This is a genomic window from Candidatus Manganitrophaceae bacterium (assembly GCA_016200325.1).
Taxonomy (GTDB): Bacteria; Nitrospirota; Nitrospiria; order SBBL01; family Manganitrophaceae; genus Manganitrophus.
Genome location: JACQEZ010000006.1, coordinates 21584 through 37160, shown reverse-complemented (window position 1 = coordinate 37160; position 15577 = coordinate 21584). Strand labels below are relative to the sequence as shown.

The following is a 15577-nucleotide window of genomic DNA, read 5'->3' as shown; positions in this document are numbered from 1 at the left end:
AGCGGTCTACCGCCTCGCCCTTTTATTTCTGCTTCGACTTCCCTTCACTTTTCCGGTTCAACCAGATCCGGAGAAGCGAGAGGAGGCGATCATTGTCGACCGGCTTGGTGATATAGTCCGATACGCCGGCCTCGATTCCCTTCTCCCGATCTCCTTTCATCGCCTTCGCGGTGAGCGCAATGATCGGCAGCGCCCGATAGGGGGCCATTTTGCGGATCACCCGGGTCGTCTCGTATCCATCCATCTCCGGCATCATGATGTCCATCAAGACGAGATCGATCCCTTTTTTCTCTTTCAGCAGCTCGATTCCTTCTTTTCCATTTTCCGCGTGGAGGACCTCCATCCCGTGGCTTTCGAGCAGGCTGGTCACGGCGAAGATATTCCGGACGTCGTCGTCGATGATCAAGATCCGCCCGCCGTCCAATCCGCTTTCCTGAGAGCCGGCGTTGCTGTACTCCAAGAGCCGCTGCTCTTCGACCAAGGTCTGCTCGCCGAGATCGCCCTCCGGGCCTTGATACTGCTCCGGCAGATAAAGGGTGAAGGTGCTTCCCCGTCCCGGGGTGCTGTCGACATGGATCTCTCCGCCGAGGAGCCGGGCGATCTCCCGGCTGATCGTCAATCCCAGGCCGGTCCCGCCGTATCGGCGGCTGGTGGTTCCATCGGCCTGCTGGAACGCTTCGAAGATTAACTTTTGCTTTTTCTTTGGAATGCCGATTCCGGTGTCGGTGACGGAGAAGGCGATCACCCGGTTCGACTGATTCAGCATCTCCCGCTCGAACGAGACATTTTCATCGGCCGGACCGACCCGGAGCGTTACATTCCCCTGGTCGGTAAACTTGAAAGCGTTGGAGAGAAGGTTCTTGAGGATCTGCTGCAGCCGCTGCTCGTCGGTCTGGATCGTCTTTGGAAGCTCCTCTTCCATGTTGATTCCGAAGTTGAGCCCCTTCTGCTGGGCGACCTCGCTGAAGGTTCGCTCCACATATTCCTGAACATCTTTCAGCAGCACCCGGCTCGTCGCCACCCGCATCTTCCCCGACTCGACCTTGGAGAGATCCAAGATTTCGTTGATCAGGTTCAAGAGATCGCAGCCGGAGGTATAGATCGTCTGCGCATATTCGACCTGTTTCGGGGTGAGGGTCGTGTCTTTGTTCTCGGAGAGCAATCTTGCCAAGACGAGCAGGCTGTTCAACGGCGTCCGGAGCTCGTGGGACATGTTGGCCAAGAACTCCGATTTGTATTTGGAAATCAAAGAGAGCTGCTCCGCTTTCTCCTCCAAGGAGACCGAGGCGAGCTCGACCTCCCGGTTCTTGATCTCGAGGAGGCTCGCTTTCTCTTCGAGCTCTTTCGCCTGGGCTTCGAGTTCCGCGTTCGACTTCTGCAGCTGCTTGAGGAGCTCTTCCGTCCGCATGCTCGCAGAGATCATGTTCAAGACGACGCCGATGCTCTCCATCAGCTGTTCCAAGAAGATGAGGTGGATCGGGCTGAACGGCTGGAACGAGGCGAGCTCGATGACCGCCTTGACCTCCCCTTCGAAGAGGACCGGGAGGACGATAATGCTGAGCGGCGGCGCCTGGCCGAGCCCCGAGTTGATGACGATGTAATCGGGCGGAACCTGCGTGAGGAGGATGCTCTTCTTCTCCAGCGCGCACTGCCCGATCAACCCTTCTCCCAAGTGGAACTGCTGGGCGAGGTTTTTCCGCTCCTTAAAGGCATAACTGCTGACGAGCTTGAAGACCGGCTGGTTGTCCTGCACCTCCGTGATAAAGAAGGTGCCGTGGTGCGCCGAGACGAGCGGCGTCAGCTCCGACATGATCAACCGGGAGATCGCCTTCAGGTCTTTCTGCCCCTGCATCATGCCGGAGAATTTCGCGAGGTTCGTTTTCAACCAGTCCTGCTCGGTATTCTTCTGCGTGGTGTCTTTGAGGTTCGCGATCATCTGATTGATGTTGTTCTTCAGGACCGAGACCTCTCCCTGCGCTTCGACCGTAATCGACCGGGTCAGATCCCCCTTCGTCACGGCGGTCGCCACCTCCGCGATCGCCCGCACCTGGGTGGTGAGGTTACCGGCGAGCTGGTTCACGTTGTCGGTCAGATCCTTCCAGATACCGGCGGCCCCCGGCACCTTCGCCTGTCCGCCGAGCTTCCCTTCGATACCGACCTCTCTCGCCACCGTCGTCACCTGGTCGGCGAAGATCCTCAGGGTGTCGGTCATGCTGTTGATCGTTTCGGCGAGCGCGGCGATCTCTCCCTTCGCGTCGACGACCAACTTTTTATTCAGGTCTCCGTTCGCGACGGCGGTCACGACCTTCACGATCCCGCGCACCTGGGTCGTCAGGTTGCTCGCCATCAGATTCACATTGTCGGTGAGATCTTTCCAGGTACCGGAGACCCCTTTCACCTCGGCTTGGCCGCCGAGCTTTCCTTCAGTCCCCACCTCTTTCGCCACCCGCGTCACCTCGGCTGCAAACGAGTTGAGCTGATCGACCATGATGTTGATCGTGTTCTTTAGCTCTAAGATCTCCCCCTTCGCTTCGACAGTGATCTTCTGCGAGAGGTCGCCCTTCGCCACCGCCGTCGTCACCTTCGCGATATTACGCACCTGAGAGGTGAGGTTTCCTGCCAGCTGGTTCACGTTGTCGGTCAAATCCTTCCAGGTACCGGAGACCCCCTTCACCTCGGCCTGGCCGCCGAGTTTTCCCTCGGTCCCCACCTCTTTCGCAACCCGCGTCACCTCGGCGGCAAAGGAGTTGAGCTGATCGACCATGATGTTGATCGTGTTCTTCAGCTCGAAGATCTCCCCCTTCGCTTCGACGGTAATTTTCTGCGACAAGTCCCCCTTTGCAACGGCCGTCGTCACCTTCGCGATGTTTCTCACCTGAGAGGTTAAGTTCCCCGCGAGGAGATTCACATTGTCGGTGAGGTCTTTCCAAGTCCCGGAGACCCCCTTCACCTCGGCTTGGCCGCCGAGCTTTCCCTCGGTACCCACCTCTTTCGCCACCCGCGTCACCTCGGCGGCAAACGAGTTGAGCTGGTCGACCATGATGTTGATTGTGTTCTTCAGCTCTAAGATCTCCCCTTTCGCTTCGACGGTAATCTTCTGCGACAAATCGCCCTTCGCCACGGCCGTCGTCACCTTCGCGATATTACGCACCTGAGAGGTGAGGTTTCCTGCCAGCTGGTTCACATTGTCGGTGAGGTCTTTCCAGGTTCCGGAGACCCCCTTCACCTCGGCCTGGCCGCCGAGTTTTCCCTCGGTCCCCACCTCTTTCGCAACCCGCGTCACCTCGGCTGCAAACGAGTTGAGCTGGTCCACCATGATGTTGATCGTATTTTTCAACTCGAGGATTTCGCCGCGGGCATCGACCGTAATTTTCTGCGAGAGATCCCCTTTCGCAACGGCCGTGGTCACCTTCGCGATGTTTCTCACCTGAGAGGTGAGGTTTCCCGCGAGCTGGTTCACATTGTCGGTCAAATCCTTCCAGGTTCCGGAGATCCCCTTCACCTCGGCTTGGCCGCCGAGCTTTCCCTCGGTACCCACCTCTTTCGCCACCCGCGTCACCTCGGCGGCAAACGAGTTGAGCTGATCGACCATGATGTTGATCGTGTTCTTCAGCTCTAAGATCTCCCCCTTCGCATCGACTTCGATCTTCTGGGACAAGTCTCCTTTCGCCACCGCGGTGGTGACTTTTGCGATGTTTCTCACCTGAGAGGTGAGGTTTCCCGCCAGCAGGTTCACATTATCGGTGAGGTCTTTCCACGTTCCGGAGATCCCTTTCACCTCGGCTTGGCCGCCGAGCTTTCCCTCGGTCCCCACTTCCTTCGCCACACGAGTGACCTCCGCGGCGAAGGAGTTGAGCTGGTCCACCATGATGTTGATCGTGTTCTTTAGCTCTAAGATCTCCCCCTTGGCATCGACTTCGATCTTCTGGGAGAGGTCGCCCTTCGCCACGGCCGTCGTCACCTTGGCGATATTTCTCACCTGAGAGGTCAAGTTTCCGGCGAGGAGGTTCACATTGTCGGTGAGATCCTTCCAGGTTCCGGAGACCCCCTTCACATCAGCCTGGCCGCCCAGTTTCCCCTCGGTCCCCACCTCTTTCGCCACACGCGTCACCTCCGAAGCGAACGATCGGAGCTGGTCCACCATCGTATTGATCGTCTCTTTGAGTTCGAGGATTTCGCCTCTCGCATCGACGGTAATTTTTTGCGAGAGATCCCCTTTTGCAACGGCCGTCGTCACCTTGGCGATATTACGCACCTGAGAGGTGAGGTTCCCCGCGAGCTGGTTCACGTTATCGGTCAAATCTTTCCAAGTTCCGGAAACCCCTTTCACCTGCGCCTGGCCGCCGAGTTTCCCTTCGGTCCCCACCTCTTTCGCAACCCGGGTCACCTCGGCGGCGAAGGAGTTGAGCTGATCGACCATGATGTTGATCGTATTCTTCAGCTCCAAGATCTCGCCGCGCGCGTCGACTTCGATCTTCTGCGAGAGATCTCCTTTTGCCACCGCGGTGGTGACTTTCGCGATATTACGCACCTGAGAGGTGAGGTTCCCCGCGAGCTGGTTCACGTTATCGGTCAAATCCTTCCAAGTTCCGGCGACCCCTCTCACCTGCGCCTGGCCGCCGAGCTTTCCTTCGGTCCCCACCTCCTTCGCAACACGCGTCACCTCGGAGGCGAAGGAGCTGAGCTGATCGACCATCGTATTCACCGTCGTACCGATCCGGAGGAACTCTCCTTTGACCGGCCGGCCTTCGATTTCCAACGCCATCTTTTGCGACAGATCGCCTTGGGCCACCGCGCTGATGACGCGGGCGACCTCCGTGGTCGGCCGGGCCAGGTCTTCGATCAACGCGTTGATCGATTCGACGGTGGCCGCCCACATCCCCCGCGCACCGCCGGTCGACGCCCGCTCCGTCATCCGCCCTTCTCGTCCCACCTCACGGCTGACCCGAACGAACTCGTCGGCCCGCTGCTCGCTTAATTCGACCACGTCGTTGAACGCATCGGCGATCTCTCCCAAGACGCCGTTCGGGATGATCGGCATCCGGACGGTAAAATTACCCTCCTTGACCGCCTTCAGTGCCTGGAGAAGAAGCAGTAGGGTCTCCTCGCTGGAGCCGTTCCCATTCTTTGCGCCGCCGCTCCTGACGTTCCCATTCTTGAGCGCGCCGCTCTTTGGGGAAGCGATTTTGGGGGGAGCGATCTTGCCGTTCTTCCCCTTTTGCTTCAGCGAAAGTTTGCCTGCTTTTTTGATCTCGGAGTCACTGATGATCACGTTGTCCCCCTGGGTTTAGAGGTGAGTATGTGGACGTTAAAAATAAAAAACGCGAATAATAGCATTATAAAAAAAACGATTTTTAAGAAGCAAGGTTTATTTCGGAATAATCAGAAAAACGAGAGGGAACAGGGAGAAACGCAAGGGTGAATAATTATATAAAATTCAAGCGAAACATTGCAAGCCCCTGGTCGCTGAGGAGGGAGTGACCCACCTCCCCGCTCCCCCTTGAAGCGCCAAGCCACTTCAGGTAGCATGAGCAAAAGGACGATGCCCGCGCATCAACGTTTCCCCTGGTCCTTGAACCCCTCTCCGATGGGAGCGCCCATGAATCCCCTCTTGATTCAGCCCGCCAGCGATCACTCGATCCTCGTCTCGTTCGGCCACCGAATTTCCCGCCGGGCGCGCGAAAAAGTCCAGTCCTTCACCGCGCGGCTCCTCGCCTCCCGCTTTGATTTTATCGTCAACATTCACCCGGCCTATGCCTCGGTCCTGATCGCCTTCGATCCGTTCCAGATCTCTCACCCGGAGGTCGAATCGCACCTCCTTTCTTTATTGAACGATCCGCCGGCGCAAACCGAGACCGCGGCGCGAACGATCGAAATCCCCGTCTGCTACGGCGCGGCGTTCGGGCCCGACCTGGAGGCGGTCGCGGCACATCACCATCTTGTCCCGGAGGAGGTTGTCCGGCTTCACGCCGAAGGGGTCTATCAGGTCGCCTTCATCGGTTTCACGCCGGGGTTTCCTTATTTGGAAGGGCTCTCCGCCCGACTCGCCACCCCGCGACTCCCCTCGCCCCGGACCCGTGTTCCGGCCGGAAGTGTGGCGATCGGCGGGGCGCAGACCGGGATCTATCCGATCGCGACCCCCGGCGGCTGGCGGATCATCGGCCGAACCACGGTCGATCTTTTTGTCCCGGAGAGAACCTCCCCCTCGCTCCTGTCGATCGGCGACCACGTCCGGTTTCGGCCGGTCTCCCGCGCGGAATTCGATCGGCTGCGTGAGCGGCCTTTATCTGAATCGGTTTGAAGGAGCGCTGATGCCGGCCCTTCGGGTCCTCTCTCCCGGATTCCAAACGACGGTCCAAGACCGGGGACGATTTGGGTTCGCGCAGGTCGGCCTCTCTCCCGCCGGCGCGGCCGACCCGGTTGCCTTCCGGCTCGGCCATCTGTTGGTCGGGAATGACGGGACGGCGGCCTCCCTGGAGATGACCCTCGTCGGCGGGACGTTCGAATTCGAGGCGCGCGGCGTCATCGCGATCACCGGCGCCGACTGCGAGCCGACCCTCGACCACCAGCCGATGCCGCTCTGGACGTCGGTTCCGGTCCGCGCGGGACAGACATTGCAATGCCGCGCAATGAAAGACGGCGCCCGAAGCTACCTCTCTCTGCGCGGCGGCCTCATCGTCTCGAAGGTGATGGGGAGCCGGTCGACGCACCTTCAGAGCGGCATCGGCGGTTTCGACGGGCGGCGCTTGAAGAAAGGAGATTGGCTCGAGATCGGCGGCGCGGCGGACGCCGAAGAAAAACGGCGGAGGACGGTCCGTCCCGAGGTTAAGCAATACCTCGCTGAAAAGTCGATTCTGAGGGTCACCGCCGCGCCGCAAACGCCGCAGTTCCCGAAGGGGGCCCGCGATCTTTTTTCCAGATCGGTCTATACCGTTTCGGAGGCGTCGAACCGGGTGGGGCTTCGGCTGAAAGGTCCGCCGATCGTCCGAGAAAAACCGGAAGAGCTTCTCACCGAAGGAATCTCGGTGGGGGCGGTCCAGCTCCCCGCCGACGGCCAGCCGATGATCCTCTTCGTCGAGCACCCGACGACCGGCGGCTATCCCAAGATCGCGAACGTCCTCTCGGCCGACCTCTGCAAAGTCGGGCAGCTCCGGCCGCACGACCCGGTCCGATTCGAGTGGATCGACTTCGAAGCGGCGATCGCGGCGCTTCGGATCCAAACGGGCGCGATCGGACCGGACGCGCTTCAACCAGAGAAGTAGAGGGAGAAGATGAATCAGACGATCGATCTCAACGCCGACATCGGAGAGCGGCCCGAGGCGCTCGCCGACGGATCCGAAGAGAGAATCATCCGCCTGATCTCCAGCGGGAACATCGCCTGCGGCGGCCATGCCGGAGATGAATCGACAATGGAGGAAGTTCTCCGCCTCTGCATCAAGCAGGGGGTCGCGATCGGCGCCCACCCCGGTTATCCCGACCGGCTCCACTTCGGCCGGGAGCGGCTTCCCCTCTCCTCGGAAGAGATCCAGGCGGCAATTCATCATCAACTCTCCGTATTGGGAAAAAAGGCGAGGGCGCTCGGCGCAACGATCACCCAGGTCAAACCGCATGGCGCCCTTTACAACGCGGCGGCGACCGATCGCGCGCTCGCCGTCGCGATCGCATTCGGCGTCGCCCGTTGGAGCCGCGACCTGTTGTTGGTCGGACTGGCCGGATCGGAGATGCTCAACGTTTGGGAAGAGATCGGATTTCGGACCGCCGCGGAAGCGTTCGCCGACCGGCTCTATGAATCGGATGGGACCCTGCGGTCGAGGAGCAAACTGAGTGATCGAGCGAAGGATACAGAAAGATCGCTGATCACCGATCCGATGCGAGCGGCGGAGCAGGCGGCTCGGATCGTCCGGGAGCATCGGGTGATCTCGGCCGATGGGATTGCCGTGCCGATCGAAGCGACGACCCTCTGTGTCCACGCCGACACACCGAATGCGCCGGAGATTTTGTCCGCCATTCGGCAGCGGCTGACGGAGGAAGGGATCCTGATCCAACCGCTGACTTAATTTTTCCACGATCGTCATTTTCGAGGGGAGAAAAGCATGCAGATAAACCTAAAGTATTTATTTAACTCTTTGCGGGTCCTCGGTATGGTTCTCCTGCTCGTCGGAGAGGGGGTGGCGGCGACCGTTCAGGAGTATCCGGTCCCCTCCGGGTCCCACCCGCACGATGTCGCGCCGGCGCCGGATGGCAGCGTCTGGTACACCGCCCAGGCCTCCGGGCAGCTGGGGCGATTAGATCCGGCGACCGGGAAAACGACCGAAATCAAACTCGGCGTCGGCGCCCGGCCGCATGGGGTGATCGTCGGCCCCGACGGCGCGCCATGGATCACCGACGGCGGCCTCAATGCGATCGTCCGGGTCGACCCGGTGAACCGAACGATCAAATCATTCCCCCTCCCCGTCACCCGCCGGAACGCGAACCTCAATACCGCGACGTTCGATCGTCAAGGTCAACTCTGGTTTACCGGACAGAGCGGAATCTACGGACGGGTCGATCCGAAAACGGGCCAGGTGGAAGTTTTCGATGCGCCGAAGGGAGCCGGGCCGTATGGAATTGCGACGGCGCCGGATGGGAGTGTCTATTATGCCTCGCTCGCGGGGAGCTACATCGCCCGGATCGACACGAAGAGCGGGGGGGCGACCGTGATCACGCCGCCGACGCCGGGACAAGGGGCGCGGCGGGTCTGGGCCGATTCACGCAATCGGATTTGGGTGAGCGAGTGGAATGCGGGGAAGGTGGGGAGGTATGATCCGGCGACGAAGCAGTGGAAGGAGTGGCAGGCGCCGGGCGACAAGCCGGCGATCTATGCCCTCTTTGTCGACGACCGGGATCGGGTCTGGCTGACCGACTTCGGGGCGAATGCGATCGTTCAATTTGATCCGGAGACGGAGCGGTTTGAGACCGTTTCGATTCCGAGTGCGGGTGCGGCGGTGAGGCAGTTGTTGGGGCGGCCGGGGGAGGTTTGGGGGGCGGAGTCTGGGAGCGATAAGCTGGTGGTCATTCGGACGAAGTGATCGACCGCATGGAATTTTTTAAAACAGACGGTCAGTTATAAGAAATAAAAAGGCGGAGAATTAAGAATATTCGAGCGGGGTTTTACCCCACGCCCCACCGTGGGGGCCGATTGCCCGGCCCCCTCCGGCCTCCCCGTGCAGCCGGGGGGAGAGATCCCCCCCGCTCCCCCCTTACGGTCACAACTTGCACCACACGCGGGAGGGCACCGCGGATGGTGCTTCGACAGGTGACCTGATTCGGTAGATGAACCGTCTGATATTAAACGCAGCAGCGTGGGGGGGCGTAGCGCCCATGCCGCGCAGTCGCTTACGATCTTTTTTAATTCAAACACAAATAGCACTAGATTTGGGTTTATCCCCTCGGAGGGGAGATACGCCCGCAGCGTAAGGGCCGCACTGGGGGGTAAGGTGAAACCTCACAAGGAGAGGCCAACCACAGGGTGGCCGACGCGAAGCGATCAGAGACGCCGATATCCATTCTTGAGAGGAGCACCCTCCCGCTTTGCTTAAAGGAGACCGACTGCTTCTCAATAATTCAATCCTTATTTCTTCTCGAGAACCCCGACTCCCCGCTCCCTCAAAAACTCGCCCAGGATCTTCGCCGTATGCGAGCCCTTCTTCACCCGCGCGATTTTTTCCGGCGTTCCCTCCGCCACAATCTGGCCGCCCCCTTCTCCCCCTTCCGGCCCGAGGTCGATCAGCCAGTCGGCTTCGGCGATCACATCGAGATTATGCTCGATGATTACCACCGTGTTTCCCGCAGCGACCAGCCGATGCAGCACCCGGATCAGCTTTTCAACGTCGGCCATGTGAAGGCCGATCGTCGGCTCGTCCAAGATGTAGAGGGAGTGATTAGCCGGGTCGATCGTCTCGGTCTTCGCCTTGGCCAGCTCGGTGACCAGCTTGATCCGCTGCGCCTCGCCTCCGGAGAGGGTGGGACTCTGTTGGCCGAGGGTGAGATAGCCGAGGCCGACCTCTTGGAGGAGACTGAGGGCCCGGTGAATTTTGGTGTGGGCGGAAAAGAAAGGGGTTGCCTCATCGACGCTCATCGCCAAGACTTCGGCGATGCTTTTTCCTTTGAACTGGATCGCCTGCGTCTCCGGGGTGAACCGGGCGCCGGCGCAGACTTCGCAAGCGACCGTCACGTCGGGAAGGAAGCTCATCTCAATCCGCTTGAGTCCCTGCCCTTCGCATGCGTCGCACCGTCCGCCGTTGACGTTGAACGAGAAGCGGCTGGCGGTATAGCCGCGCATCCGGGCTTCCGGCGTCGCGGCGAAGAGGCGGCGGATGTCGTCCCAAAAACCGATGTAGGTCGCGGGACAAGAGCGGGGGGTCTTTCCGATCGGTGTCTGATCGACCTCCAAGATATGTTTTACCGGCTCCCACCCTTTGATCCCGGCGCAGCCGATCCATTCCAGACTTTTCCCCGACGTTTTCGATCCGCGCCGCTCGGCCAGCCTTCTCCGGATATTGTCATGGAGGATACTCCGGACGAGCGTGCTCTTGCCGCTGCCGCTGACGCCGGTGAAGCAGACGAGTCGATTCAGCGGGATCGAGACCTGAAGCGCTTTAAGGTTGTTCAACGTCGCGTCAACCACAGTGAGTGCCGGACCGTTCGGATCGATGTCGCGCCGCGCGATTAGCGGATGGCGGAGCGGCGCGGCGAGGCAGCGGCCGGTGATCGAGGCGGTCTGCTTGATTAATTCCGCGACGCTCCCCTGCGCCACGACATAGCCGCCGTTCTTCCCCGCGCCGGGGCCGAGATCGACGACATGCTCGGCGCTCCGGATCGTCTCCTCATCATGTTCGACCACGACAACGGTGTTCCCCTTCGCCTCAAGCGCATGGAGCGTTTCGAGCAACAGCCGATTGTCGCGCGGATGCAATCCAATCGTCGGCTCGTCGAGGATGTAGCAGACGCCGCGGAGATTCGATCCGAGCTGCGAGGCAAGCCGGATCCGCTGCGCCTCGCCGCCGGAGAGGGTCGGCGCCGCCCGGTCGAGCGAGAGGTATCCCAACCCGACCTGCTTGAGAAAAGCAAGCCGAGAGCGGATCTCGGCGAGAAGATCGCGGGCGATCTCCCCTTCCCGCCCGCGGAGCGCCAATGTCTTAAAGAACCGCTCCGCGCCATCGACCGGCAACGCGGCGAAATCGGCGATGCTTTGATCGCGAAACCGGATCGCCAGCGCTTCCGGCCGCAGCCGCTTCCCCTCGCACTCGGGACAGGCGTTTTCTTTTCCCTCCCACCAGTCGTTCCACCAGATCTCTTCGCCGCTTTGCGCTTCATCGAACCCCTGCAGCTGCAGCCCGGTGCCGTAGCAATGCTCGCACCAGCCATGCTTCGAGTTGTAGGAGAAGAGCCGCGGATCGAGCTCGGCGAAGCTCTTCCCGCAGCGGGAACAGGCGCGCTTCACCGAGAAAATTTCCTCCGACGGCGCAAGCTGAACGACCCCTTTTCCAAAATCGAGGGCCCGCCCGATCAGGTCGCGCAACTCGGTCTCGTTCGCCGGACGAACGACGGTCTCGCCGACCGGCAACTCGATGTTGTGCTCTTTGAATCGGTCCAATCGCGGCCAGGGAGAGACCGGCGTCAGGGCCCCATCGACCCGGAGCCGCGTAAAGCCTTTCGCTTCGGCCCACTTCGCCAGGTCGGTGTAGTACCCTTTTCGGGCGGTGACGAGCGGCGCCAGGAGGCTGATCTTTTTCCCCCGTTGGTCGCGCAGAATTCGGGCGAGGATCGCTTCCGGCGTCTGCGCGTCGATCGGGAGGTCGCAATCGGGACAATATTGCGTGCCGAGCTTCACGAAAAGGAGCCGGAGGAAATGATAGACCTCGGTCATCGTCGCGACGGTGCTCTTCCGGCCCCCTCGACTCGTCCGCTGCTCGATCGCCACCGTCGGCGGAATCCCGAAGATCGCGTCGACGTCGGGGCGCGACGACGGCTGGACGAACTGGCGGGCGTAGGCGTTGAGCGATTCGAGATACCGCCGCTGCCCCTCGGCAAAGAGGATGTCGAAGGCGAGGGTGCTCTTGCCGCTGCCGCTGATCCCGGTGATCACCGTGAACCGGTCGCGCGGGATCTCGACATCGACCCCCCTTAAATTGTGCTCGCGCGCATTGTGAATCCGGATCGCATTGTCCGACGCGGCCGCCCGCCGTCGTTTCGGCGCCGCCGGCTTCCAGCGCGACGCGGAGGCGAGCGCCTCTTCATAGGCCCGGAGCGCCACGCCGGTATGGCTTGTCTCGCATTTGATGACCTCTTGCGGGGTGCCGGCGCAGACGATTCGGCCGCCCCCCTCTCCCCCCTCCGGACCGAGGTCGACGATCCAGTCGGCCGCCCGGATCACATCGAGGTTGTGCTCGATCACCCCGATCGAGTGCCCTTCGGCCAAGAGCCGCCGGAACGCGCCGAGGAGCTTCGCGATGTCGTGGAAGTGGAGCCCGGTCGTCGGCTCGTCGAAGAGAAAAAGGAGTTGTCCGACCTCATTTTTGCCCCCCGCCTCCGCGAGGTGTCCCGCCAGCTTGAGCCGCTGCGCCTCGCCGCCGGAGAGGGTCGGGACCGGCTGGCCGAGCCGGAGGTATTCGAGCCCGACCGCCTGGAGCGGCTCGAGCACCCGTCCGACCTCGGGGAGATCGTGAAAGAAGGCAAGCGCCTCCGCCACCGTCATCTCCAACACGTCGGCGATCGACGCCGGCCGGCTCGTCGGGAGCGCGGTCGATGCGAGCTTCACCTCCAATACTTCGGCCAGATACCGCCGGCCGTCGCAGTCAGCGCAGCGGAGGTAGACATCGCTCAAGAACTGCATCTCGACATGCTCGAAGCCGGAGCCGGCGCAGGTCGGACAGCGGCCGGTCCCCGAGTTGAAGCTGAAGGTCGATGCGGTATAGCCCCGCTCGCGCGACAGCGGCTCCGCGGCGAACGCCTTTCGGATCGGATCGAAGGCGCCGACGTAGCTCGCCGGGTTGGAGCGGGTCGTCCGCCCGATCGGCGACTGATCGACCATCACCGCGCCGCCGATCCGCTCCGTCCCTTGCAGCGCCCGATGCCGGCCCGGCATCTCGGTCGGCCGTCCTTTCGCCTTCCGGATCGCGCGGTAGAGGACGTCTTGCATCAGGGTCGACTTTCCCGAGCCGCTCACCCCGGTGAGGCAGACCAACCGGTTCAGCGGAAACCGGAGATCGACCTCTTTCAAATTATTCTCGGCGGCGCCGAAGAGCTCCAACCAGTCGGACGGCGGCGGCGCGGGGGTGGTCTCAGCCGCGACCTCCCGCCGGCCGGTCAGATAATCGGCCGTGAGTGATCGGCGCGCGGCGCTCAGCTCGCGCGGGCCGCCGAAGAAGACGACCTCTCCCCCCCGCTCCCCCGGGCCGGGACCGATGTCGAGAATCCGGTCGGCGGCGAGCATCACCTGAGGGTCGTGCTCGACGACAATCAATGAGTTTCCGGCATCGCGCAGCCGCTGTAAGACGCCGATCACCCGCCCCATGTCGCGCGGATGCAGCCCGATGCTCGGCTCGTCGAGGACGAAGAGGGTGTTGACGAGGGAGGTTCCGAGCGCGGTGGTGAGGTTGATCCGCTGCACCTCGCCGCCGGAGAGGGTCCGCGATTGCCGATCGAGCGTGAGATAACCGAGACCGACTTCGACCAGATAGTGAAGGCGGGTCCGGATCTCTTTCAAGAGGAGATCGGTCGCTTCATCGAAGGGGGCCGGGAGACGAAGTTGATTGAAGAAGAGATCGCAGCGGTCGATCGGCAAGAGCATCACATCATGGACGGTTAACCCCGGGAGATCGGCAGTCGCGGCCGCGTCAAGGTTGACCGACGCCGGCCGAAAGCGCCGGTCGGGGGAGACGCTCCGATCGGCCTCTTCTTTTGTGCCGAGCCGCCAGAGGAGCGCATCGGGACGAAGCCGCGCCCCGCCGCACGACGCGCAGGGAACATAGGCGCGGTACTTCGCCAGGAGGACCCGGATGTGCATTTTGTAACTCTTCGATTCAAGCCAGCGGAAGAAGCCCCGAACCCCGTACCACTTTCGGTTCGTCCACTCCCCTTCCCCTTCCCCTTCGATCACCCACTCCTTCTGCTCCGCCGTCAGCGCCCGCCACGGAACGTCGATCGGAATCCCCCGCTTCTTGGCGAACTGGATCAGATCGCGCTGGCACTCCCGATTGCTCTCGGTCTGCCAGGGGCGGACCGCGCCGCCGGCGAGGCTCTTCCCCTCGTCGGGGATGACCAGCCCGAAGTCGATCCCCATCGTCCGGCCGAATCCCCGGCAGGCCTCGCAGGCGCCGATCGGCGAGTTGAATGAAAAGAGGCTGGGGATCGGATCGCGGTAGGCGAGGTCGCAATCGGCGCAGTGGAACGCGGAGGAGAACCGCCACGGTCGTCCCGCCTCCCCGGCCGCATTGAGCGGATAGACGTTCACCCGGCCGCGCCCCTGGTGGAGCGCCGCTTCGAGCGCTTCGACCCATCGGGCCCGCCGCTCCGGCGCCATTCGAATCCGGTCGGCAATGATTTCCAACTGCGCCGCCTCTTCCCGGTGAATCCGGGTGTAGCCCTGACCGGCGAGGAGGGTTTTCATCTCCTCGGCGGTAAAGGGAGGAATGATCGGGACCGGGAAGGTGATCAATGCCGTCGTCGCGGCGGCGGCGGTCTCCTTTGAAAACAGCTCTTCGACGATCCGCTCCGGCGTGTCGCGGCAGACCCTTCGACCGCAGCCGCGGCAGTAGAGCTGCGCCGCCCGGGCGAAGAGAAGCTTGATGTGGTCGTTCAGCTCGGTCATCGTCCCGACGGTCGACCGGGAGGTCCGGACCGGGTTGGTCTGGTCGATCGCGATCGCCGGCGGTATCCCATCGATCCGGTCGGCCTGGGGCTTGTCCATCCGATCGAGAAATTGACGGGCATAGGGAGAGAAGGTCTCCACGTAGCGGCGCTGCCCTTCGGCATAAATCGTGTCAAAAGCGAGCGACGATTTTCCGGAACCGGAGACGCCGGTGACGACGATGAGTTCGCCGAGCGGCAGGGTGAGATCGAGCCCCTTTAGGTTGTTCTGACGGGCCCCTTTGATAACGATCGATTCATTCGACATCGTGCCAAAACTCCTTCCAATCTGGATCAGATAGACCCTGCATCTTAGCACGATTCTGGAGGGATGAAAACAGGAGGGGGACGGCCCAGCGCAGGAAAGCGGGTTGGTTTTGTAGGGTGATTTCTGGGGACTTCCAGACCCTTTTAATGAGCCGCTTCCGGGCGGAAAACAATCTGAGTCTGTCTCTAAACGTTTGACAGATGAACCGTCCCGAAGTATAGTACGGACACCACTCAACCTGTTGCTTCACCTCTGTCTGTTCATCAGAAAGGCGGTATGAATCGACGGCCGAAACAGATCTCTCCACCGACCCCTCTGGACCTCTCTCTTCTTCCTTTGTCTTCTTCCTTCAACCTTTCCAAGCCAGGGTCTATTGGAGACCGATTAATAAGGATGAACCTGCGAACGAGGGTCTCTTCT

Annotated in this window: 6 protein-coding genes; 4 read left to right on the top strand and 2 right to left on the bottom strand. The window is 61.5% G+C overall.

Features of this window, described 5'->3' with window-relative positions; genetic code table 11:
* Positions 1-22: 22 nt before the first annotated feature.
* The gene (locus tag HY282_04170) at positions 23-5041 is read right to left on the bottom strand and encodes a HAMP domain-containing protein (protein ID MBI3802937.1); all 5019 of its coding nucleotides are present in this window, start codon (positions 5039-5041) and stop codon (positions 23-25) included.
* A 558-nt stretch (positions 5042-5599) separates the two neighbouring features.
* Between HY282_04170 and pxpB the strand changes: the two genes are divergently transcribed.
* The 4 genes from pxpB to HY282_04150 all read left to right on the top strand — a co-directional run bounded on the left by pxpB (position 5600) and on the right by HY282_04150 (position 9068).
* The gene (pxpB, locus tag HY282_04165) at positions 5600-6301 is read left to right on the top strand and encodes a 5-oxoprolinase subunit PxpB (GenBank protein ID MBI3802936.1); all 702 of its coding nucleotides are present in this window, start codon (positions 5600-5602) and stop codon (positions 6299-6301) included.
* Between the two features lie 10 nt (positions 6302-6311).
* Positions 6312-7262 (top strand): biotin-dependent carboxyltransferase family protein, encoded by a 951-nt coding sequence (locus HY282_04160; protein MBI3802935.1) that lies wholly within the window; start codon positions 6312-6314, stop codon positions 7260-7262.
* Between the two features lie 9 nt (positions 7263-7271).
* A complete protein-coding gene (locus tag HY282_04155; protein ID MBI3802934.1) occupies positions 7272-8057 on the top strand; it encodes a LamB/YcsF family protein in 786 nt (261 codons plus the stop codon).
* 84 nt (positions 8058-8141) lie between these two features.
* The gene (locus HY282_04150; GenBank protein ID MBI3802933.1) at positions 8142-9068 is read left to right on the top strand and encodes a lyase; all 927 of its coding nucleotides are present in this window, start codon (positions 8142-8144) and stop codon (positions 9066-9068) included.
* A gap of 542 nt (positions 9069-9610) precedes the next feature.
* On the opposite strand, the gene uvrA is transcribed toward HY282_04150, so the two are convergent.
* Positions 9611-15157 (bottom strand): excinuclease ABC subunit UvrA, encoded by a 5547-nt coding sequence (uvrA, locus tag HY282_04145; GenBank protein ID MBI3802932.1) that lies wholly within the window; start codon positions 15155-15157, stop codon positions 9611-9613.
* Positions 15158-15577 lie beyond the last annotated feature (420 nt).